19 protein-coding genes are annotated in these 21,113 nt (G+C 63.9%); 7 read left to right on the forward strand and 12 right to left on the reverse strand.

Going from position 1 to position 21,113, the window contains the following annotated elements:
• Positions 1 to 27: 27 nt before the first annotated feature.
• The 7 genes from AB0P23_RS21340 to AB0P23_RS21370 all read right to left on the reverse strand — a co-directional run bounded on the left by AB0P23_RS21340 (position 28) and on the right by AB0P23_RS21370 (position 7,497).
• Positions 28 to 780 carry a TauD/TfdA family dioxygenase gene (locus AB0P23_RS21340; protein ID WP_363799245.1) on the reverse strand — a complete coding sequence of 251 codons (753 nt, stop codon included), beginning with the start codon at positions 778 to 780 and terminating at the stop codon, positions 28 to 30.
• Positions 777 to 1,802 carry a D-alanine--D-alanine ligase gene (locus AB0P23_RS21345; protein WP_032374850.1) on the reverse strand — a complete coding sequence of 342 codons (1,026 nt, stop codon included), beginning with the start codon at positions 1,800 to 1,802 and terminating at the stop codon, positions 777 to 779. Before AB0P23_RS21345 ends, AB0P23_RS21340 begins: the two co-directional genes overlap by 4 nt.
• The gene (locus tag AB0P23_RS21350) at positions 1,802 to 3,088 is read right to left on the reverse strand and encodes an ATP-grasp enzyme (RefSeq protein WP_032374849.1); all 1,287 of its coding nucleotides are present in this window, start codon (positions 3,086 to 3,088) and stop codon (positions 1,802 to 1,804) included. Before AB0P23_RS21350 ends, AB0P23_RS21345 begins: the two co-directional genes overlap by 1 nt.
• Positions 3,085 to 3,894, reverse strand: a complete 810-nt coding sequence (locus AB0P23_RS21355) for a class I SAM-dependent methyltransferase (protein ID WP_230595361.1) — start codon at positions 3,892 to 3,894, stop codon at positions 3,085 to 3,087. Before AB0P23_RS21355 ends, AB0P23_RS21350 begins: the two co-directional genes overlap by 4 nt.
• Positions 3,891 to 5,102, reverse strand: coding sequence for a sedoheptulose 7-phosphate cyclase (locus AB0P23_RS21360; RefSeq protein ID WP_032374848.1), 1,212 nt, complete (start codon positions 5,100 to 5,102; stop codon positions 3,891 to 3,893). The genes AB0P23_RS21355 and AB0P23_RS21360 overlap by 4 nt, the downstream gene beginning before the upstream one ends.
• 57 nt (positions 5,103 to 5,159) lie before the next feature.
• Complete coding sequence (locus AB0P23_RS21365; protein ID WP_032374847.1) at positions 5,160 to 5,825, reverse strand: HAD-IA family hydrolase; 666 nt, start codon at positions 5,823 to 5,825, stop codon at positions 5,160 to 5,162.
• Between the two features lie 115 nt (positions 5,826 to 5,940).
• Positions 5,941 to 7,497 carry an adenylate/guanylate cyclase domain-containing protein gene (locus AB0P23_RS21370; protein WP_283542437.1) on the reverse strand — a complete coding sequence of 519 codons (1,557 nt, stop codon included), beginning with the start codon at positions 7,495 to 7,497 and terminating at the stop codon, positions 5,941 to 5,943.
• Positions 7,498 to 7,651: 154 nt separating this feature from the next.
• Here AB0P23_RS21370 and AB0P23_RS21375 point away from each other — a divergent pair, with 154 nt between their 5' ends.
• The 4 genes from AB0P23_RS21375 to AB0P23_RS21390 all read left to right on the forward strand — a co-directional run bounded on the left by AB0P23_RS21375 (position 7,652) and on the right by AB0P23_RS21390 (position 12,753).
• Positions 7,652 to 8,557, forward strand: coding sequence for a diiron oxygenase (locus tag AB0P23_RS21375; protein WP_027495752.1), 906 nt, complete (start codon positions 7,652 to 7,654; stop codon positions 8,555 to 8,557).
• Positions 8,558 to 8,595: 38 nt separating this feature from the next.
• Positions 8,596 to 10,089, forward strand: coding sequence for an FAD-dependent oxidoreductase (locus AB0P23_RS21380; RefSeq protein WP_051365042.1), 1,494 nt, complete (start codon positions 8,596 to 8,598; stop codon positions 10,087 to 10,089).
• 99 nt (positions 10,090 to 10,188) lie between these two features.
• On the forward strand, positions 10,189 to 11,286 hold the full coding sequence (locus AB0P23_RS21385) for a ferredoxin reductase (protein ID WP_045842078.1): 1,098 nt from the start codon (positions 10,189 to 10,191) through the stop codon (positions 11,284 to 11,286).
• A 24-nt stretch (positions 11,287 to 11,310) separates the two neighbouring features.
• Entirely contained in the window at positions 11,311 to 12,753 is a 1,443-nt protein-coding gene (locus AB0P23_RS21390) for a fatty acid desaturase (RefSeq protein WP_363799251.1), read from the forward strand.
• An 87-nt stretch (positions 12,754 to 12,840) separates the two neighbouring features.
• On the opposite strand, the gene AB0P23_RS21395 is transcribed toward AB0P23_RS21390, so the two are convergent.
• Positions 12,841 to 14,193, reverse strand: coding sequence for an MFS transporter (locus tag AB0P23_RS21395; protein ID WP_057473941.1), 1,353 nt, complete (start codon positions 14,191 to 14,193; stop codon positions 12,841 to 12,843).
• A gap of 122 nt (positions 14,194 to 14,315) precedes the next feature.
• Complete coding sequence (locus tag AB0P23_RS21400) at positions 14,316 to 15,203, reverse strand: DUF5996 family protein (protein ID WP_032407212.1); 888 nt, start codon at positions 15,201 to 15,203, stop codon at positions 14,316 to 14,318.
• Between the two features lie 40 nt (positions 15,204 to 15,243).
• Here AB0P23_RS21400 and AB0P23_RS21405 point away from each other — a divergent pair, with 40 nt between their 5' ends.
• Positions 15,244 to 16,188 carry a class I SAM-dependent methyltransferase gene (locus AB0P23_RS21405; RefSeq protein ID WP_283348202.1) on the forward strand — a complete coding sequence of 315 codons (945 nt, stop codon included), beginning with the start codon at positions 15,244 to 15,246 and terminating at the stop codon, positions 16,186 to 16,188.
• 31 nt (positions 16,189 to 16,219) lie between these two features.
• Here the strand turns inward: AB0P23_RS21405 and AB0P23_RS21410 are convergent, their stop codons facing one another.
• The gene (locus AB0P23_RS21410; protein ID WP_283348203.1) at positions 16,220 to 16,657 is read right to left on the reverse strand and encodes an SRPBCC family protein; all 438 of its coding nucleotides are present in this window, start codon (positions 16,655 to 16,657) and stop codon (positions 16,220 to 16,222) included.
• Positions 16,658 to 16,678: 21 nt separating this feature from the next.
• Positions 16,679 to 17,146 carry an SRPBCC domain-containing protein gene (locus AB0P23_RS21415; protein ID WP_032374844.1) on the reverse strand — a complete coding sequence of 156 codons (468 nt, stop codon included), beginning with the start codon at positions 17,144 to 17,146 and terminating at the stop codon, positions 16,679 to 16,681.
• Positions 17,147 to 17,341: 195 nt separating this feature from the next.
• On the opposite strand from AB0P23_RS21415, the gene AB0P23_RS21420 reads away from it, so the two are divergent.
• Positions 17,342 to 19,522 (forward strand): glutamine synthetase III, encoded by a 2,181-nt coding sequence (locus AB0P23_RS21420; protein ID WP_027495760.1) that lies wholly within the window; start codon positions 17,342 to 17,344, stop codon positions 19,520 to 19,522.
• 98 nt (positions 19,523 to 19,620) lie between these two features.
• Positions 19,621 to 20,694: an alkene reductase gene (locus AB0P23_RS21425; RefSeq protein ID WP_363799257.1), complete on the forward strand. Its 1,074-nt coding sequence runs from the start codon at positions 19,621 to 19,623 to the stop codon at positions 20,692 to 20,694.
• A gap of 136 nt (positions 20,695 to 20,830) precedes the next feature.
• On the opposite strand, the gene AB0P23_RS21430 is transcribed toward AB0P23_RS21425, so the two are convergent.
• Positions 20,831 to 21,113: transposase (locus tag AB0P23_RS21430; RefSeq protein WP_363799259.1), on the reverse strand; the 283-nt coding region annotated here is incomplete at its 5' end.

Raw genomic sequence — 21,113 nt, forward strand, 5'->3', positions numbered from 1 at the left:
CGCGGCGGCAAATCTTTGAGTCATCGGTCACACAGAGACAGTCGGGTGGGTGCTCGCCACCATCCCGCGGTGCATCACCCGGTTGCCGACCACCCCGCTGTGATCCGCGCGGTGCATCACACACCTGTTGTCCCACATCACCATGTCGTCGGGGGACCAGTTGTGCCGCAGCAGGTTGTCCTCCCTCGTCGAATGCCCCACGAGGTAGCGAACGGTGTCTCGTGCTTCGTCTTCGGTCAGTCCGCTGACCGCGACACAGCGAGCGGGCGCGGACAGCGACAGCGCGGTGCGTCCCGATATCGGGTGAACGGCGAAGAGGGGATGGTCGGCGGAAGAATCGGAATCCGACGCCACGCCGGTCACTCTGTGCGTCACCGTGCGCCCGGCCAAATGCTCCTTCATTTCCGCTGGAAGCGTCTCGTATGCGGCGTATTGGTCGCTGAACAACGTACTGCCGCCGGCCGCGGGAACTTCGACCGCGCGTAACGCGGTGTAGGCGGGTGGATTCGGAATGTAGGTGGTGTCGACGTGGAACGTGGACTTCGGCGGCGTGGAGCGGCCGACGTTGCTGATGACGTTCAGATCCGGACAGTCGGGAACAGGCGTCTCGCCTTCGGTGAACATCAACTCTCCGAACCGGCGCAGGAACGCCAGGAAGCGCTGATCGTAGACGGGCTGGTTCGGCAGGATCAACACCCCGTGTTCGGCGAGGAGCTCTCGAAGTTGCTCTATTGAAACCGATTCCAAGTTCAGATCGGCCATCTCGATTCCCAACGTCATGACGACGACTCCTTCACCGGCAGTTCTTCGAGCGCGAATGCGAACAAATCTTCGACGGTGATGCCCGCGGCTGCGGCCATCACCGCCAACACGCTGGACGGCGAATAGGAGCAGTAGAGGCTGGCTTCGAGAAACCACGGCTCGCCGTCCGGGTCGATGCGAAAGTCGAACAGGCCGTAGTGCCGACATCCCAGTGCGATGTGACTCGATCGTGCTGCTGCCCAGACTTTTTCGGTGATCGGATCCGTGACGTCGACCGTCCAGGCTCTGGTCTGCTCTTTCGCCACCAGGTAGAGATCGCCGTCGGATGTGCGATTCAGCTTGTCCGCACTACTGCGGACGGAGTCGACGGCGTACTCCTCGAGGGGCAAGCACACGAGTTCGCCATCTCGGACGATGATCCCGCACCGAACTTCACGACCCAGTGGAACGTACGTCTCCACCAGTGCAGCAGGCGAATACGTCAGAGCCTCTCGAATCGCGGGTGCCAGCCCGTCGGACCCGTGGACCAGCGAGACACCCATCGAGTTGTCCGAATCCACGGGCTTGACCACGACCGGCAGGGCGAGGTCCATCACGTCGTCGGCGGATCGGACGACCACGCCGTCGGGAACACGCACGCCGGCTGCCGCGACGACGGCGCGGGCGCGGGCCTTGTTCGCCGTCAACGCCATGAGGTCCGGACCGTTGCCAGGGTAGGGCACGCCCAGTAGGTCGAACAGGCTGCGGTACGTCGTCATACCCGGCATGCAGAACATCTGCGGAACCATGACGTCGAAGTCGCGCGCCGCGATGAGCTCCACCGCCTGTGCCAACGGCATCTGCTGCGCCGCAGCGATACTCGAATCCTCGAGACCGGTGGGAAAACTCCAGAGGCCGCCCGGGGAGACGAATGCGATTTCGAAGCTGTACGCGGGGTTCGTGCCGAGCGCGTCAAGGAAGCCGCCGGCGTAGACGCGAGAGAGGTCACTGTGAAAGCGGTCCACCGAGGACCCGACGAGCACCACGACCGACAACGTCATCAGTCGCCTCCGTTTTCCACGAGTTTTCCGATGTTGAAATCGATTCGGGACCAGCCACGCCGCTCGCGGAGGTTCCGGATCAGCAACGACGGAATCTGAAGATGATGTACCAACAGATACGGCAGGGGATCCCAACCGGTGAGGATGGCGTCCTTGCCTCGAAAGATGGTGCGGAGCCGAGATACTCGATCACCCTCGGTGATCAGACGCCACAGCTCGTGGTAGATCCAGTACGTCGGCCGGGCCGTCGCACGCGGCACGATCTCGGCATGTCCGTCGTCGAGGTACGCGGCAGCCAGGTCGGGGTGGTCGTAGAACATCGTGATGGCCGAGTGGGTGCGCGGGTTGCATTCGATGGCGTAGATCCGGCCGTCGGCGGCGGACTCGATGAAGTCGAACGACAGTTGCCCGGTGGTGTCGAGCGAAGAGACGAATGTCTCTACCCAGCGCAGGATTTCGGGCTTGTCCACCATCTCGTAGTTGACCTGGAAGGCGGACGACACGCAGCAGCCGTACACCTGCAGGCGACCCTCGCGCACCGTGCCGTGCGTGCAGTACTCCTGTCCGGCGATGAATTCCTGCAGGATCCACGGGTCGTCCTCGGTGATGTGCAGGCTCCGGGCGAACGAGGAGTTGCGTTCCGGCGTGTGCGCCGTCAACCGCGTCAGATCCATTCGGCCGACCGGGTTGTACGTGATCCGTTTGAGGATGTACTCACGGCCCGGCTCGAAGTCGAATTCGTCGATCTGGGCTGGGTCGGTGATGCGCTTGAAGTCGGGAACCCGGAGTCCCAATGACGCTGCGTGCTCGGAGAATCGGGACTTGTCGTCGACCATCCGTACGGTATCCGCGTCGCCGTGGATCACCTCGCAGTGCGCATCGAGGAGTGCACGCGCGTCGGCGTCGTGAATACTCGCGGCCGGGCTTGCCACGGGCACGAAGACGTCGACGCCCTCGCGGCGCACGATGTCCAGCAGAGCCTGCGCATATCCCGAATCACCCGGGTCGGGAATGCAATGGAAACGGTCGACAGCGCGGGAGAAACGATGTCCGGTCCAGCGGTACTTCGCCGATTCCACGAGGATCACCCGATGGCCGGCGAGATGGAAGGACCGTGCGAGTTGCAAGGCTTTGGTCATCTTGCCGCCACTGATCAGAATCGTTCTGGGCGAATCGGTTCGATGGGCGACGGGCCGGGTACCGCGCAGCGCCGCCACCCCCACCGCCGCGAGGTCGACGGGGAGGGTGACCGTGAGGCCGATCAGCGCCGCAACGGTGCGGATCATGTGCGCCGGATCAGTGTCACACCGTCGCGCAACGGAATCAGAACCTGTTCCACGCGAGGGTCGTTCGCGACATAGTCGTTGAACTCGGCGATGGCCCGGCCGTTCTCGTTCGGCTGCGGAGCGTAGGGCTGACCCTGCAACAGCGTGTTGTCGACGGCGATCACGGCACCGTCGGAGAGCAGATCGCTCTCGAGCAGGTACTCCACGTACCCGCGGTATCCGCTCTTGTCGGCGTCGACGAACACCAGATCGAACTTCCCGTCGAGCCCGTGCAGAGTATCCAGCGCAGGCCCTACCTGCACCGAGATGGCAGATCCTGCAGTCGATTCCGCGAAGCAGGACTGCGCGAACTCGGCCACGTACGGATCCACCTCGCAGGCGACGACCTCGCCGCCCGCGGGCAGCGCCTCGGCCATCGCCAACGCCGAGTAACCGGTGAACATACCGATCTCGAGCACCCGAGTCGCCCGCGTCATGTGCACGAGAAACGCCAGGAAGCGTCCCTCCACATGGCCGGAGAGCATCTCCATCTCCAGGGGCCCGGAACCGGAGACCACGTTGCGTGATCCCCAATCCGCAGAGCGGGTCCGCGACGCCAACGTGGCCAGTGCCGCAGATTCGGAGGTGGTGCAGGTGTCGAGATACGGGTCGAGTCCCGCGGCGAGATCGAGGGCCCGATGAACACGGGTGGTCAGCTCGTCGGTCACCCCGGCGTCGGCGTCGAGTAGCGCGGCTATCTCGCTGAGCTCGCGCGCCAGGATCGTCGTCGGGGTGACCGGACGCGGCGTCATGGCTGCATCGGTCACGGCGTGGGTGCGGTGAACATGTCGAGACCCTCGCCTGCCCGTGGGAAGTCCAGACAGATCTTCTTGTGCAACGACAGGACGTCGGCCAGTTCGCGAGGTTCCAGGTCGTTGAGGAAGCGGCAGGTGCCGATCGGGTCGGGCACCGCGGCGCGCAGAATCCCGTCCCGAGTCTTGAGGATGGATGCTGTTGCCTCGGTCAGCAACTCGGGTGTCAGGTACGGGCTGTCCAACGCCAGTCCGATGCTGCTCATGACTCCGAGCACGCGGTCTCTATCGGCCGTCGACAGGTGGCCACGTTGTTCGGCGACCGTCGTCGACAGGGCCATGTCGATGTTGATCGCGTGGCCGTGGAAGAACGGCGCGGGCGGCGTCAGCTCGAGCGTGGGACTCCACGTGTGCCCGAATGCAATGACTCGGTCGAGGTCGATCTCGTGCAGGTTGGGTGCCTCGAGCTCGAGCATCGTCGCGATTGCCGAGTACGTCAAACGGTCTGCGACCGAACGCAACTCAGGAGTTCCGTCGAGGTGGCCGAACCGGGTGCGTAGCAGTTCCGGGCCGTACTGCTCGAGCAACTCGAAGATCTCGAGGTTGCCGACCACGGAGATCTTGATGAGCTCCGCCATCCCGTTGCGGACCTGATCCTCGGGCAGTGTGCCGAGGAAGGAGAAGTCCAACAGCACCTTCTGTGAGGCGTGGTAGGCCCCCAAACGATTCTTGTGCTTGCCGTAGTTGACGGCCACCTTGATCGAGACGCTCGCATCGATCAGGCCGATCAACGTGGTGGGAATGCGGATGTAGGGAGTGTTTCGGCGGTAACTCGCGCACGCGAAACCGGCTACGTCCGTGGTCAATCCACCACCCACCACGAGGACCGGCTCGGTTCGCACGAGACCGAACGCGTCGAACTCGCCGACGATGCGCTCGAACGTCTCGAGTGATTTCGCGGTCTCCGCAATGTGGACCGGCACCACCGTCAGGGCGATGCCGTGGTGATCGAAGTATGCACCGATCCGGTCGCCGTAGATGGCGTGCACCGATTCGTCGACAACCATCAGGGCGCGCCCGTACGGACGGTAGCTGTCGGCCAATTCGGTGTTCTCGATCGCGAACACTCCGTCGACGTAGATCAAGTCGTATTCGATCCGCTCGTATCCCTCGACACGAAACGATCTGTCGCCGGCGACGACCTGGGCCTGAAGATTACTCACTTGTTGCTCCTGAGATGGTTGAAGGATCAGGCAAAATGCTCACTCCGCAGGCTCCGCTCAGGCTGAAATCAGTGCGCGGACGCGCTCGGGATCGAGTGCATCGACGGTGTCGGTGGCCGAGCCGAAATCGGTACCGGCAGTGTTCTCGTTCGGGAACGCGACACAGGTGACGCCCGCTGCCGCTGCCGCCTGCACTCCACCGGCGTTGTCCTCGATGGCCACACTGTCGGACGCGTTCTCGCCCAACGTCTTCAGGGCAAATTCGTACGACGCGGGGTCGGGCTTGCCTGCGTCGACCGAGGAGGCGTCGACGATGATGTCGAACGAATCGGCGGTGAGCTCGGGAGACAGGGCAGCGAGCAGTGCGTCGATGTTCTCTCGCGAGGTCGTGGTCACGAAGCCGACCTTCAACCCGTTCGCTTTCGCGGAGTCGATCGTGTCGGCCACGCCCGGTCGCGTCTTGACGTCGGATTCGCCGATCAATCGCTGGAAGATCTCGGACTTGGTGGCGTGCACTGCGGCCGCGTCCACCTCGGTTCCGGTGCTCGACGCGTATTCGCTGATGCGGTCGGCACCGCCGTTCGATCCGAGCATGGACCGGTAGTCGTCCTGCGACCAGTTCCAGTTCAGATTGTGGGCGGCGAAGGCCTCGTTGAACGAGCGTCGCTGTAGCTCGGAGGTGTCGACGAGAGTGCTGATGGAGCCGAACAGAATTGCGGGCATGGGTGCCTTTCGGAGCGAGAGACGTTGTACCAGCAAATGTCTCGCGCCAGCGCGATGGGTGGGTTGGTTCGGGGGGTATGCCCCATCGGCACCGAAAGGGAAACCTTCGAATTTTCTACCGCGTGCTCGCCTGTTCGCCGCGCAGTATCGGAGCCGCCAGAACCGTCGGTGCGGATCGCCCGCGAAGGGTCACGGACCGACCCGATTCCCACAGTTGCCGCTCGTCCGAGGTTGCGTGTTCGAGCACCGTCGACGATGTGAGCACGTCGGTGTCGGGGTCGTCTTTTGCGAGATCGGTGAGCCGCGCAGCCTGATTCACCGTGTCGCCGATGACGGTGTACTCGAAACGGGACTCGGCCCCGATGTTGCCGGCGATCACCGGCCCGTACGTGACGCCGATACCGATCTCGAATCCGCCGTCGGCTCGAAGCGCGGCGGCGAGGGTGCGTGCAGTGCGCAGCGCCGCGGTGGCCGGGTCGGGATGATCGACCGGAGCGCCGAAGATCAGCAGGGCGGCATCGCCCTCGAACTTGTTGACGAAGCCGCCGTTGCGCTCGCCGTGTTCGACGACCACTGCGAAGAATCGATTGAGCAGGTCCACTACCGTCGCGGCGGATTCGCGCTCGGCCAGTGCGGTGGAGCCGACCAGGTCGATGAACAGGACGGCGACGGTTCGGTTTTCGCCGCCGAGACGGGGCGCGCTGGCCAACGCGCGCTGGGCGACGTCGTGGCCCACGTGCCGGCCGAACAGCGAGCGGAGTCGCTCCCGCTCGTCGAGACCGACGACCATCTTGTTGAACCCGTTCTGCAGTCTTCCGATCTCGGACGCGTCGTAGACGTCGACGCGGGTATCGGTGGCACCGGCCTCCACTCGCTGCATGGCAGAGCTCACCTGATGCAGCGGATCGGACACCGAGCGACCGACGAGGAACATGCCGCCGAAGCCGACGACGAGGGCGATGGCAGACAGCGAGACCATCGCGGGGGACAGGTCGACGTCCGGGGGTATGACGGTATCGATCAGTCGGCCGAGTCCGATCAGCCCGAGCCCCAGGATGGGAATGGCCGTGCTCAGTACCCAGATCAGGACGACGCGCAGTTTCACGCCGAGCGCCGCGGCGTCGGTGACCTCGCTGACTTCCATCACCGCGGCGGTGATCGGCCGCAGGGTGCGTTCGGCCACCAGGTAGCCCAGCGAGCAGGTCGCCAGTCCGCCGAAGCTGACGGCGATGGCCACGATGATCGACAGCGCAGCCCCGGCCGAGGCGTTGACGCCGACGAACACCGCAACACCGAGCGCCCACAACAGAACGTGCACGCCGAGTTGCCGGAGGGGTAGCCGGATCACGGCGATCGTGGTCTCGTCCGACGGCGTGCCGCCGGTGTGCAGCCACTCGACGAGCGGTCTCGCAACGCGAAGTCCGAGCGCGATCCCTATACCGATCGCGACCGGTAGGTATACGAAGAACGCGAGGTAATTGCGGTCAGGAGCGCAGCCTGCGGAGTGACCTCCAGAGCAGAACAGGATCTCCTCCGATCCGACCGGCAGCGGCAAGATGAACCGCGCCAACACGAAGACGATGACCGCCCCGATGGCGTTGGCCGACACCATTCCCGCCGCGTAGAGGCGCATCGGGGTGCGGGCGAGGGCGGACCTCAGTGCTGCGATCACTGGCGCTTCTTCGTTCTCTGCACGCTCGAACTCTAGGTGCCCCGACGAAAAGAATTCGGGCGATTCTGCCCGAGTGACTATCTGTGTCGACAAGTACCTGGTAATCTCCGTAACAGCTAACCACTCCTGTTCGACGATGAAAGGAACGACGGCGATGACCAGCACACTCTCCAGGAACGATGTCCTCGAGCCCGAGGATGTTTCCGCACGTTTGCTCGATTCCGCCGCCCAGCTGTCGTACGACCCGGCCGAAGAGGTCGACTGGGAGGCCGATCTCGATCCGTCCCTCTACGGTCTCAATCCGGAGTGGAGCACGCTCTACGGCACGAAGTTGTGGGACGAGATGAGCGAAGAACAGCGCATCACGCTCACTCGCCACGAGGTCTGCTCGATCATGAGCACCGGCATCTGGTTCGAGATGATCCTGCAGCAGATGGTGTTGCGCGATCAGTACTGCAAGGACTCGTCCAACTCGGATTTCCAGTTCGCGCTCACCGAGATCGCCGACGAGTGCCGTCACTCGATCATGTTCGCTCGGGCCTGCCAGAAGATGGGCATCAAGGCGTACCTGCCGCGCCGGTCGAGCATCGAACTCGGCCGCGGATTCAAGGCCCTGGCATCCGCCGAGGTCGCCTACGGCGGCATCCTCGTCGCCGAAGAAGTTCTCGACGTCATGCAGCGCGACTGGATGCGCGGCGAGAACGTCCTGCCCCTCGTGCGCACCACCAGCAAGATCCATGTCGTCGAGGAATCGCGGCACATGACGTTCGCGCGCGCGCAGATGCGTGAAGACATCGAAGGCAAGAGTCCGGCTCGCCGCAAGGCCAGCGCGCTCGTCGTCGCGATCGCCGCTCGACTGATCGTGTCCAACATGGTCAACAAGGAGGTCTACGCAGCAGCGGGCCTCGATGTCGACCGTGCGGTGAAGGAAGCGAAGAACAACGCCCACCACCACACGATGATGCGCACCTCGAGCGAGCATCTGATGGCATTTCTTCTCGACTGCGGTTTGATCACCAAGCCGGCGGAGATGATCTACCGTCGTCTGCACATGCTCTGACCACTCTTTTCGAGGCCGTGAAGGACATCCGATAACCCATGCCGTTCGCGATCACGCAGAACTGTTGCAACGACGCATCCTGCCTGTCGGTGTGCCCGGTCAACTGCATTCATCCGACCCCCGACGAGCCGGATTTCGGTAAGACCGAGCTGCTGTACATCGATCCACGATCGTGCATCGACTGCGGTGCGTGTGCGGATGCGTGCCCGGTCGACGCGATCACCCGGGTGTCCCGGTTGACTCCGGACCAGCAGATCTACGCCGAGATCAACGCGGATTACTACCGCGACAAGCCGGCGGTTGCGGAGTGGGGTGAGCCGCGCTTTCCGGTGGCGACGGTCAACGAGCTGCCTCCGGTCAGTATCGCCATAGTGGGCACCGGTCCGGCGGCCTGCTACACCGCGCAAGCCCTGCTGCGCGTGCCGGGAACCACGATCACGTTCTACGACCGGCTGCCGACCGCAGGCGGTCTGGCGCGCTACGGCGTGGCACCGGACCACCTCGGCACTCGACGCATCAGCGAGCACTTTCGCGGAATCTTCGCGCACCCACGCGTGACGATGAAGCTCGGCATCGAGGTGGGCAAGGACGTCGATCACGTCGAGCTGGCTCGAAAGTTCGACTCCGTCGTCTATGCCGTCGGTGCCGACAAGGATCGAGCGCTCGAGATTCCCGGTGTCGATCTCGACAATTCGGTCAGCGCGCGCACCCTGGTCGGCTGGTACACCGGGCATCCCGACGTCCCCGCCGACGCCATCGATCTCACGGGCGTCGACCGCGTCACCATCATCGGCAACGGCAACGTCGCCCTCGACGCCGCGCGCATTCTCACGGCCGATCCCGATTCTCTGAACGGAACCGAGATCGCCCCACACGCGTTGGCAGAGCTCCGTCGCAATCGCGTGCGAGAGGTGGTCGTCCTGGCTCGACGAGGACCGGAGTTCGCGGCATTCACACGATCGGAGTGCAAGGCGCTCGTCGATCGCGCCGGAGTCGACGTCGTCGTGGCGGGACCGGACGGAATTTTCGACGCGATCGACCGGCTGCCGTTGTCCGCTCCCGCATCGGCGCTGGCCGGTGCGGCCCGAGTCGATCTCGGATCCGGCGCGCACGGGCGTCGCATCGTGTTCGCCTTCGGGCGGGCACCTTCTGCTGTGCATGGGCAGGGCTCGGTGGAGTCCATCGAGGTGGGAGTGGGTGAACACGCGGTCACTCTCTCGACGGAGCTGGTGCTGCTCGCGATCGGTTATCGCGGAACACCGTCGCCGGGCGTCCCGTTCGACGACATCACCGGCACCATCCGTAACGAGGGCGGCCGCGTCACCGCGGCCGACGGCACTCCGGTGCCCGGGTGTTACGTGGTGGGGTGGGCCAAGCGCGGGGCGACCGGTGGCATCGGCGACAACAAGATCGATGCCGAGGAAACAGCCGAGGCGTTGTTGGCGGATGTACCCACTCGAGGTACCCGGCCGCTGGGCTGGTATGGCAAGGTCAGTGCCGCCTTGGGAGACCGAGTGTCGCGAGCACGCTGACCGGTCGGTATTTCCCGGTTCTGTTCATGTTGTGTAGCAGTCTCATTCGAGTCTGAGCAATTCCGGCGCGCGGCAGGCCGCCCGGGGTTACCGTTGAGTATGGCTGAACGGGGGGCCAAGCCCCAGGTTTCTTTTGTGAGACGGACGATGCTGCGCGCAGTCCGGTCGTTGTTCAATCCGCTCCGGCCCGACGACTACCTGTCGATGATCAATCCGCTGTGGACCACTCGTGAGCTCCGCGGCAAAGTCGAACGTGTGGTTCCCGAGGGATCCGAGGCCGTGTCGGTGTACATCCGTCCCGGTTTCGAGTGGCAGGGTCACACGCCGGGCCAGTACGTACGGCTCGGGGTGTTGATCGACGGCCGCTATCACTGGCGGGCGTACTCGTTGACGTCCGATCCGGACCCGGAGGACGGGTTGGTCAGCGTCAGTCCCAAGCTCGTGCCGTCCGGCACGGTGTCGCCGTATCTGGTGGGTACCATCAGAACCGGCGATATCGTCCGGCTCAGCGAGGTCGAGGGTGAGTTCACGATTCCGAGTCCGGTTCCGGACAAGATGGTGTTCATCAGCGCCGGTAGTGGCATCACTCCGATCATCAGCATGTTGCGATCCCTGGATCATCACGACCAGGTCCGCGACGTGGTCGTGGTGCACTCGGTGCACAACCGTGAACAGTTGATGTTCGCGGATACGCTCGAGGAACTGGAAGCCAAGCACGGCGGACTGACGGTGAAGCTACGTATCACCAGTGACGAAGGTCGGATGAAGGCGTCGGAACTGGACGAACTGGTTCCGGATTGGCGTGAGCGAGAAGCATTCTGCTCCGGTCCGGGCGAGCATCTCGACGATCTGCGCTCGTACTGGAAAGACCAGGGCGAGTCGGAACGCTTCCATTACGAGAGTTTCCAGCCCGTCATCGGCGGTGGAGACGACGCTGGTGAAGGCGGAACCGTGCGCTTCGTCAACAGCGAGAAGGACGTCGAGTGCGACGGCGGCACAACGATTCTCGCCGCGGGCGAGGAAGCCGGCCTGGATTTGACGTACGGCTGCCGAATCGGCATCTGCCATACGTGCGTAGGTACCCTGAGGAAGGGGCGTTTACGTGACCTACGTAACGGGGATATCTCCGAACCTACGGGGCAAGCGGTTCGGATCTGTGTCAACACTGCTGAGGGCGACATCGAAATCGAACTCTGATCTTCCATTCGAACAGGGGAATGTATGTCTATCGACGAAACCACCAGGCGCTTCACCGACACCGATGAGCCGGTGAACCCGCTGGCGCACCTGAGTGACGAGACGATCGCCGAACTCGCCAAGGAGTTCGACGCCATTCACGACGAGGTGTACTCCAGCCTCGGTGACAAGGACCGCAAGTACATCACCTCGGTGATCGCAGCCCAGCGTCAGCTGCTGGTTGCCGGCCGCGTGCTGTTGCTCGGCTCCACCAGCAAGCCGGCGTGGCTGGCCGGCACCGCATGCCTCGGCATCGCGAAGATCCTCGAGAACATGGAGATCGGCCACAACGTCATGCACGGCCAGTGGGACTGGATGAACGATCCGGAAATCCACTCCTCGGTGTGGGACTGGGACACCGCGTCCACCGCCAACTCGTGGAAGCACTCCCACAACTACGTGCACCACACTTATACGAACATTCGCGGCAAGGACAAGGATCTCGGCTACGAGATCATGCGTATCGATCCACGTCAGAAGTGGAGCCCCGTCTACCTGGCCCAGCCGTTCTACAACGTGCTGCTGATGGCGTTCTTCGAGTGGGGCGTCGCCCTGCACGATCTCGACATCGAGGCTATCCGTCGCGGAGAGAAGCCCGTCAAGGAGCTCGTCGAGGACCTCAAGGGCATCGGCGTCAAGGCACGGAAGCAGTTCGTCAAGGACTACGTGGGCTGGCCGCTGATCAGTGCCGGGGCATTCGCGCTGGCGCAGCTCGCCTCGGGTGGTCGTCTACCCGAGAGCAAGAGGTCTCGCCTCGCGTCCAAGCTGCGGGGATCCGCGCGTTTCGGCAAGAACCGCCGGACGGCCGCCCTGTTGGACAGTCGGGTCAGTGGTGTCGAGAGCACGTTCCTCTCGACGGTGGCCGCCAACTTCACCGCCAACATCATTCGCAATGTCTGGTCGAACGCGATCATCTTCTGCGGTCACTTCCCGGACCAGGCATACACGTTCAGCCAGGAAGAGGTCGAGAACGAGACCCGCGGCGGATGGTACGTTCGCCAGCTCGTCGGCGCCGCCAACATCGACGGCGGACCGCTGTTCCACCTGATGAGCGGCAACCTGAGCTACCAGGTGGAACACCACCTGTACCCGGACATGCCCAGCACTCGGTACTCGGACGTCGCGCCGAAGATCAAGGACATCTGCGAGCGCTACGAATTGCCCTACAACACCGGGCCGTTCTTTCAGCAGTGGGGGATGGTCCAGCGGACCATCGCGCGATTGGCCTTCCCGGGTGGCAAGGTTCGGCCGAAGCCGGGCCCCTACCGTCCCGAGGAGAGCTGGCGTCGCAAGTTCGCCGAGGGTGCCACCAAGGACAGTGAGGCCGCCAAGACTCGCGGTCGCGTACCGGCCGAGCACCCCGCGGCGGGACCGGAGCACAACTCCGGTGGCGTCGACGTTCAGCCGCCGCCCCGTGGCGACGACTGAGTCTCGTTCCAGGACAGCTGGTAAGAACCGCGGCCACCCGATTTCCGGGTGGCCGCGGTTCTTTGTGTGTGTGTCGGTTGTGGGCCCTTACGCCATGTCGACATCCTTGGTCTCGATCAGTCTCTTGGTGCAGACCAGACTCAGCACCGACAGCAGAGCCAGCATCACGCCGATCGAGATACTGCCGAACGCGGCCGCGAGCGGTGCGGCAAGCATCGGCGGAATCGCGCCACCGAGAACGCCGGCGAGGTTGTAGCCCAAACCTGCTCCGGTGTAACGGAATCGGGTCTGGAAGAGCTCCGGAAGCAGAGCTCCGGTCGGGCCGTACGCAACACCGAAGATCGCGAGCGTCACGCACATGCCGATCACGAACGCGACCGGTGAGCCCGAGTCCAGCAAGGGGAACAGTGCTATCGACCACGGCACCGCGACGATGCACGCCGCCATGATGACCCGACGTCGGCCGACGCGATCGGAATAGGTTGCCGAGGTAGCGATGGCGATACCGAAGATCACCGCAGCGCCTATCCCGGTAACCAACACGAACGGGCGGTCGAACCCGAGGGTTTTGGTGCCGTAGCTCGTCAGGTATGCGGTCCCCATGTAGAAGAAGGCGAAGAGGGACGCCAAAGCGCCTGCCGCAGTGATGATTTCGCGCTTCTGGATGCGCCATGCGTCGAAGATCGGCAGTTTGGTCGGTGCCGAGTTCGCCGGAGCGTGCTCTTCGGCGAGCTTGTTGGCTCGAAAGACCGGGGTCTCTTCGATGGCCAACCGCATGTAGAGGCCGATGAGGACCAGAACAGCGCTGAGCAGGAACGGAATTCGCCACCCGTAGTTGAGGAAGGTCTCGTTGGTGTCGCCGAACAGCAGGCCGGTGGCGAGGAAGGTCGCACTGGAGAAGATGAACGCGGCCGAGGGTCCCAGCTGCGGGAACATCGCATAGAACCCACGCTTGCCGGCCGGTGCGTACTCGGCCGTGAGCAGCGTGGCACCCGCCCACTCTCCGCCGACGGCAAATCCCTGCCCGAATCTGAGCAGTACCAGAATGATCGGGGCTGCGACTCCGATGGTGGCTGCGCCGGGCAGTAGACCGATCGCGAAGGTGGACACGCCCATCAACAGCAGGGTCGAGATCAGGGTCTTCTTACGACCGATGCGGTCGCCGAAGTGGCCGAACAGCACCGCACCGACGGGCCTGGCGATGAACGCGACGGCGAACGTCGCGAACGACGCCACGGTGCCTGCGGTCGATCCGAGCGCCGGGAAGAAAATCGTGGGGAAGACGAGTGCGGCGGCAGTGCCGTAGATGAAGAAGTCGTAGAACTCGATCGTGGTGCCGATGCCACTGGCAACCGCTACTCGGCGGACGCTCGTCTTCGTCTGCACCGCCGGTGGGGTCGGAGTGGCGACGCCCGGATCCTCGGGCGAGACAGCGGTCATGGTTCCTCCGTTTTTGTCGGGTATCGGGTATATGTGCGATACCGAATGCGACGAACGGTAGTGATCCGGGTCACCCGTGGGATACCCCCGAATGGGGGGAACGATGACCGCCCCCACCCGAGCTAGTCCCAGTGGGCGGTCTCGACGGCAGCGCGGTAGGTGTTCTCGAGAAAGGCGAGCAGAAGTGCGTCGGGGTCCTCGGCGGTGCGGACGGACTCGTACGGAAGTACGTACTCGCCGAGATCACGATCGAAGTACGCGGGGGCGGTGACGGCCGGATGACTGTCGTAGCCGTCCGGGTTCGGGTAGGCGTACGCGTAGAACGCGCCCTCCGCGGCCCCGCCCGGCCAGAACCCGGCGCTCGACACCTCGTCGCTGTATGCCTCGTGCATCACCCAGTCGGGACAGTTCGGAACACCACCGGGATGTTGTGGTGCAGGCCTTCCGGAGAATCGTGTGACAGCGAGATCGAAAGCGCCCCAGAAGAAGTGGACCGGGCTGGATTTGCCGCGGAAGCCGGCTCGAAACTCCGAGAACACCCGATCAGCGCTGACGAGCGCTCGCCAGAACTTCTGGACGGCATCGGCGTCGTACGACGCGTGCTCGACGTCCTCGGCGAACGGTGTCGCGTGTGGCAGTTCGACCGGCACTGCCACGATCGGAGCCTCCACGCCGAGCCCGGAGAGCAGATCGGTGTACTCGGCGTAGAAGTCGGCAACGGTTCGAGGCTCGAGCTTCATGGTTCGGCGCTCGCCATCGGTGGTGGCGAGGATCAACTGGTGTGCGAGAAAGTCGAAGCGAATCTCGAGGCCTCGATCGCCGAGTGGCATCAGCGACGTCGTCAGGCCCGAGGCGTCGACGTACAGCGCAACTCCCCACCAGTGGTTGAGCGGGGGAGACAACGCCATTCGGGTCTTGCCGACTATTTGGGTCCACAGTTGCACCGTGTCGCGCGTGTCCGCCCAGCTGTCGACTCGAAGTTCGGGCCACGCGTCGTACGAATTCGTCATATGTCGATGATGCACGGACGAGGGGAACCAGACCATACCTGTGCCGAGACGCCGGGGCAGCACCTCAGGCGCGCCTCAGGATTCGTCGGTACGGTCGTCGGCAGTTGCGGTACGTCCGCAGCTCGTCAACGTGGAGGTGTCCGAGTTGTCCACCGACTCCAACCGGGGTGTTTTCGACGATGCTCGGGTCGCCGCCACGTACGTGGAATTCATGGGACCCACCGACGGATTTCTCGATCGCGGTGAGGCCGCAGCCTTGGTCGCCGCCGCAGACCTGGCCCGCGGGGTTCCGGTGCTGGACGTGGGTGTGGGGAGCGGCCGCACCACACCGCTGCTGCGATTGCTGGCCGAGCGTTACGTGGCAATCGACTACGCCCCCAACATGATCGGCGCTTTCCGGAAGAATTTTTCCGATCTTCCGGCGCACGTCGCCGACGCTCGTGACCTGGCGGCGTTCGAGGACGGTGAGTTCGGCTTGGTCGTCTTCAGCAACAACGGACTCGATACCGTGACCCACGAGCAACGCCGCCGCGTACTGGCCGAATTCGCGCGGGTGACCGACGAGACAGGCGTCGTGGTCTTCTCGACGCTCAATCGAGGTGGCCGGTCGTATCTGGAGAGCCCGTTTCAGTTACGGCGACCGACGACTCGGCCACAGTTCTCGCTGCGAGCACTTCTCGTCGCCGTCGGACGTCGTCTGCTCGATCCGTCTGGGCAGGTGCGCGGCGTGCGGAACTGGCTCGTCAATCGGTCGAAAGCCGAGGATCACCGATCGTGGGCTCTGGCCCCGTTGCAAGCCCACGAATTCGCACTCGTCATGCACTTCTCGACCCTCGACGACGTCCGCACTCTGGTGGCCGGCGCAGGCCTCGAACTGATCGCCGTCTACGGCGACGACGGCGAACGCATCGCGCCGGACCGACACGAGTCCGCGGCTGACAACTTCACCGTCCTCGCGAAAAAGCCTGCGCTGGAACGGCAATGACTGCGAGGTACTGAGCTCGGAAGCGTCGAGGTCACAGTCTTTCCAGCGCGGCGGTCATCTTCTCCACGGTCTCCGGAGCGACCTTTGCCTCGAAGCCCGCCTTCAGGAACGGGCCGGCAACCTTTGCCGCACCGTTGAATTCGACGTGCGCGTGGTAGTCGATCCAGGTCGACCCGGGGCCGTCGGCTGTCAGCGTAATGTCGTCGACGCTGGTTGCCGTCTTGTTCTTCCCCTCGAGCACGACGTGATCGGGCTCGTCGGTGACCAACGTATACGTCAGTTCGGTAGTGACTCCGAACAACTTCGAGACGTTGTGCCACTGTGTTCCGACGGCCACCGGGCCGTCGGAGACCTGGGTGCAGCTCTCGGTTCCCGGATCCCACGCCGACGCATTGGAGAAGTCGCGCAGGAATGCCGCGGCCTTGTCGAGCGCGACAGCGGCGGTGAAGGTTCGGGTGACGTCGACCATGAGGTTCTCTCTTTCGATGGATCAGTTCTCGACGGTGACGCCGAGGTGTTCTGCGAGACGGCGCATCGTGCCGACGATCTGTTCTTCGGTCACCCTCGGAAAGCCGGCCATCTTTCGAAACTCCGGATCGGTGACGCGGGACCAGTCGTAGACCTGCGTCAGCGCTGTCCTGTCGTGGGCGACCTCCTCGAGTTCCCAGGACCACCGCGTGCCACGGGGTTCCATGCCCTGGCGATTGGGAATCCAACCGATGCGTCGGTCCTGCTCGAACACGAAGACGGTGTTCTCCATGACGTACTCGCCCAGTTCCGGTTGATACATATCCATCGCGAAGGTGTCGCCCACCGCGTTCAGCGGCGTCGGATCGATCGCGCCGCGGAGCATTTCCGAGCCGTCGACCGCGGCCTGGACCTCGGGATTGGCGAGCGCGGTGAAGACGGAGGCGGGAGGAGCGTCGATCACGCGGCGGACGGTCAGTTCGTGGGTCATGGGGCCACGCTTTCCGGTTGATTACGCTGGCTACGCAGTTACCCCCGTCTGCGGGGAAGGAAACTCCTGCCTTCCGACGGTTTTGCATTGCAGTGGACACAGCGACGAAACACCACCGCCACGAGGCATTCGTACAGTCGCCGAGTCGGACTCCGCACACACCAGGTGCGGAGCGCACCTTGCCAAGGGGTAGCCATGAGTGGAAATACCGTCCGCCTGCAGGCGATCAAAGACGTCGAGGCGTACGTGCCGCCTGCGGTCAGCTTCGTCGGAGACGAGAAGCCGGGCGAGATATTCGGTGAGAACGTCTTCAGCAAGGTCGTCATGCAGAAGCGACTGCCCAAGTCGGTCTTCAAGTCGGTGATGGCCACGATCGACAAGGGCAAGAAGCTCGACCCCATGGTGGCCGACGCGGTGGCGTCGGCGATGAAGGACTGGGCTCTGGAGAAGGGCGCAACGCACTACGCGCACGTCTTCTACCCGCTCACGGGGTTGACGGCCGAGAAGCACGACAGCTTCTTCGATCCCGTCGGTGACGGCAGTGCGCTCGCCGAATTCGCAGGCAAGACGCTGATTCAGGGCGAGCCCGACGCGTCGAGCTTCCCCAACGGCGGCCTGCGCAACACGTTCGAGGCACGCGGATACACAGGCTGGGACGTCACCAGCCCGGCGTACGTCCTCGAGAACCCGAACGGTAACACCCTGTGTATCCCGACGGTGTTCGTCTCGATGACCGGTGAGGCCCTCGACCACAAGACGCCGCTGTTGCGTTCGCAGCAGGCGATGGGCGGACATGCCGAGCGCATCCTGAAGCTGTTCGGACACGAGAACATCGAGAACATCGTCTCGTTCTGTGGCCCGGAGCAGGAGTACTTCCTCGTCGACCGGCACTTCTTCCTGGCCCGTCCCGACCTGCTCAATGCAGGTCGCACCCTGTTCGGCTCGAAGCCGCCCAAGGGTCAGGAATTCGACGACCACTACTTCGGTGCCATCCCCGAGCGCGTGCTCGGCTTCATGATGGACACCGAGCGTGAGCTGTTCAAGCTCGGCATTCCTGCCAAGACCAGGCACAACGAGGTAGCACCCGGACAGTTCGAGATCGCGCCGATGTTCGAGCGCGGCAACATCGCGGCCGATCACCAGCAACTGTTGATGACGACGTTCAAGACCATTGCCAAGAAGCACGGCATGGAGTGCCTGTTCCACGAGAAGCCCTTCGAGGGCGTCAACGGCTCCGGCAAGCACGTCAATTTCTCCCTCGGCAACTCCGACCTGGGATCGCTGCTGGTGCCCGGCGACAACCCCCACGACAACGCGCAGTTCCTCGTCTTCTGTGCCGCCGTCATCCGCGCGGTGCACAAGTACGGCGGTCTGCTGCGCGCATCGGTGGCGTCGGCGACCAACGATCACCGCCTCGGTGCCAACGAGGCTCCGCCCGCGATCATCTCGATCTTCCTCGGCGATCAGCTCGCCGACGTGTTCGACCAGATCGCCAAGGGCGCAGCCACATCCTCGAAAGGCAAGGGCACCATGATGATCGGTGCCGACACCCTGCCCGTACTGCCGACCGATCCCGGCGACCGCAACCGAACCAGCCCGTTCGCCTTCACCGGCAACAGGTTCGAGTTCCGCGCCCCCGGTTCGATGCAGACCGTCAACGGCCCGATGGTCACGATCAACACGATCATGGCCGAGGCGCTCGACTACATGGCGACCAACCTCGAAGCGGCCGTCGCCGACGGCACCGATTTCGACACCGCCGTGCAGAATCTGCTGACCGAGATCATCACCGAACACGGCGCGGTGGTGTTCAACGGCGACGGCTACTCCGACAACTGGCAGATCGAGGCCGAGGCACGCGGCCTACCGAACCTGCGTACGACGCTCGACGCGTTGCCGGAGTTGATTTCCGAGTCGGCGATGGAACTGTTCGAGAAGTACAAGGTGTTCAACCACCGAGAGATGCACTCGCGCTACGAAATCGGGCTCGAGCAGTACGCGTTGACGGTGTTCGTCGAAGCGCGGTTGACGCTGGAAATGGGTCAGACATCGATCCTTCCCGCTGCACTGCGCTACCAGACGGAATTGGCGCAGAACGTCAGTGCGCTCAAGGGCGCGGGCGTCGACGACGTGGACATGACTGCGCTGCACGCAGTCTCGGCTCCACTGTCGGAACTGCGCGCAGCGTTGGCGACATTGAAGACCGCCCTCGAAGCGAATCCGGGCGGCGACGCTCTGGCCGAGGCCACCCACGCCAAGGACGAACTGTTGCCTGCGATGGCGGCTGTCCGTTCTGCGGCCGACACCCTCGAGGCAATGGTGGCCGACGATCTCTGGCCGCTGCCGACGTACCAGGAGATGCTGTACATCCTGTGAGTGAGCAATGTCTCGGATCGGAATAGCTTCATGGATCTCGGTCGTTCGAGTGATCAGTGGCAAGGACTGTGCACGCACTCGTAAGGAGATAGAGAACCATGAAGTTGTTTTCCCCGTTGACGCTCGGTGACCTGAAGCTCGACAACCGGTTGGTGATGGCTCCGCTGACGCGGGTGCGCTCAGGACGTGACGGAGTGCCGGGTCCGCTGGTGGTCGAGCACTACAAGCAGCGGGCGTCCCTCGGTCTCATCGTCAGTGAAGGCACCTACCCGAGCCATGCGGGCCAGGGCTTCCCCGGTCAGCCCGGTCTGGTGACCGACGAGCAGATCGAGGGGTGGCGCAATGTGGCCGACGCAGTGCATGCCGACGGCGGGCTGATCTTCGCTCAGGTGATGCATGCCGGGCGCGTGACCCACGAGGCGACGACGGGTGGCCGTGAGGTCGTCGGCCCCAGTGCCATCGCCATCGACGGCGAGACTCACACGTACGAGGGAAAGAAGGCGTACCCCACCCCGCGTGCACTGCGGGAGGACGAACTGCCCTCGGTGATTGCCGATTTCGTACAGGCCTCGAAGAATGCGGTCGCTGCCGGTATGGACGGCGTCGAGGTTCACGGTGCCAACGGTTACCTGTTGCACGAGTTCCTTTCGCCCGCCTCGAACCAGCGTGACGACAAGTACGGCGGTTCGCCGGAGAACCGGGCGCGGTTCGTGGCCGAGGTGGTCGAGGCCGTGGCCGCGGCACTCGGAGCCGGCAAGGTCGGCATCCGCATTTCGCCCGAGCACAACATTCAGGATGCGCTCGAGACGGACTCCGACGACGTGCGTGCCACCTACCGCGCGCTGGTCGAGCGGCTCGCGCCGTTGGGTCTGGCGTACCTCAGTGTGCTGCACAAGGATCCGTCGGGCGAGCTGGTACAGGATCTGCGGCAGGCGTTCGGTGGTGCCGTGCTCGTCAACAGCGGCTTCGGTGAGATCACCACTCGCGACGAGGCTCTGTCGCTGCTCGAGAACGGCATCGGTGACGCCATCGTCGTCGGCCGTCCGGCGATCGCGAACCCCGATCTCGCCTACCGCTGGCGCGAGGATCTGCCGCTGAACGAGCCTGATCCGAGCACCTTCTACACCGATGGTGCCAAGGGCTACACGGATTACCCGGCCCTGCAGCACTGAGAGTGCCTGCGGCAGTGGTGTGGTCAAGCGCCCCAGAGGGGCTGTTGCATTTTGTGTGAGCGGTAGTTCGACGTTGCAAAGGGGTGGCTCGGGTTCGATGCCCGGGTCACCTCTTTTTCGGCCCTGGGGTGCTCATTCAGGCCAGCGCTACGGTGTGTGTTGCGGTCAGGTGGGTGAGAATCTTGCCGATGTTGTGCACCGCGGCGTGGAAGGACCACTCACTCGTCGCCCGGTCGACGCCGCGGCTGGTGAATCGCCGGAATCCGAGGTTGTGTTTGGCATGTCCGAACGGTGTCTCGGCGATGTGAGACCGTTTGCGGTAACTTGCGATTCCCTCCGGGGTGGCTAATCGTTCGGCCATCCTGGTAATCGAATTACCCTGTGGTGGTGCAGGATCCGATACCGGCGTAGCTACGGCC

The organism is Rhodococcus sp. NPDC077669 (assembly GCF_040686915.1).
In the GTDB taxonomy this organism is placed as follows: Bacteria; Actinomycetota; Actinomycetes; order Mycobacteriales; family Mycobacteriaceae; genus Rhodococcoides; species Rhodococcoides fascians.